We start from the raw sequence: 1,215 nt of genomic DNA on the forward strand, positions 1-1,215 counted from the left end.
GTAAAGCTTTGGTGCTTCTATCAGAAGAGGTTCGATCTTATATCGGTTTGTTTGTTCAAAGACATCCAATCGATACCGATTCATTGATGATTGAACATGCTGCATCCTATTTGGTAGAAGAGCTCGCTCGCGATCAAGTAGAGTTTGTTGGCAGTCAATACGCAATTGATTTAGTGGATGAGCTAAAGCGTACTTTGGATGATAAAACTTGGGATCAATACGCGATATCGCTCGATAAGCTAGATGGCTTGCCAAGCGAGCAGTGGAAACTAACGGAAGCATGGTTACATGCTCTATTAGAAGACAAAACAGGCGCCGATGAGGCCTCTAGAGGTTCTTCAAATAGAAATTCTGATAACGCATCCGTAACTAATCGACTTCAACGTTATATTCCCGAAGCAATCGTGCTGCTAAATGTTGGCGATAAAGTAAATCGCAGAACAAGCAGTGTGGATCTAGAGCTTAAAATTGAAGGCTTATTGGGAGATCATCGTTTAATTTCCAATCAGACTATCCAGTTTGGCTTAGATGCTTTTCTACAGAGACTGTCTCACCATCTCAATGTGGTTGTACCAAGCTATCATCACTACTTAAAGGTTCGCCAGCAAGTCATCTCAGAAGAGCGCGATGCATTGCGTCTTGAAGAGTTTAAAGCGCGTCCGCTGAGTTCGTTTGTTCGAAACCGTTTAATTAACGAATCCTATTTGCCTTTGATCGGGGATAACCTCGCTAAGCAAATGGGAACGGTGGGCGAAAACAAACGTACTGATCTCATGGGGCTTCTCATGATGATCTCGCCTCCCGGTTACGGTAAAACAACCTTGATGGAATATGTGGCGAATCGATTGGGTCTGATCTTTATGAAGATCAACTGTCCTTCACTGGGGCATGACGTTATGTCATTGGATCCTCAGCAAGCGCCTAACGCCACCGCTAGGCAAGAGTTGGAAAAGCTTAACTTGGCCTTGGAAATGGGTAATAACGTGATGCTGTATCTGGATGATATTCAGCATACCCATCCTGAGTTCTTGCAGAAGTTCATTTCACTCTGTGATGGAACGCGTCGTATCGAAGGCGTTTGGAAAGGCAGAACAAAAACCTATGACATGCGTGGCCGCAAGTTCTGTGTAGTGATGGCCGGTAACCCTTATACCGAATCAGGGGAAGCGTTCAAAGTACCGGACATGCTTGCTAACCGTGCTGATATCTACAACT

At 44.4% G+C, this 1,215-nt stretch carries 1 protein-coding gene; it reads left to right on the forward strand.

The features are described from left to right. On the forward strand, positions 1–1,215 hold a 1,215-nt coding region (locus A3738_RS15710), incomplete at both ends, for an AAA family ATPase (protein ID WP_156504292.1).

The sequence above is a fragment of the Oleiphilus sp. HI0066 genome, from assembly GCF_001635725.1.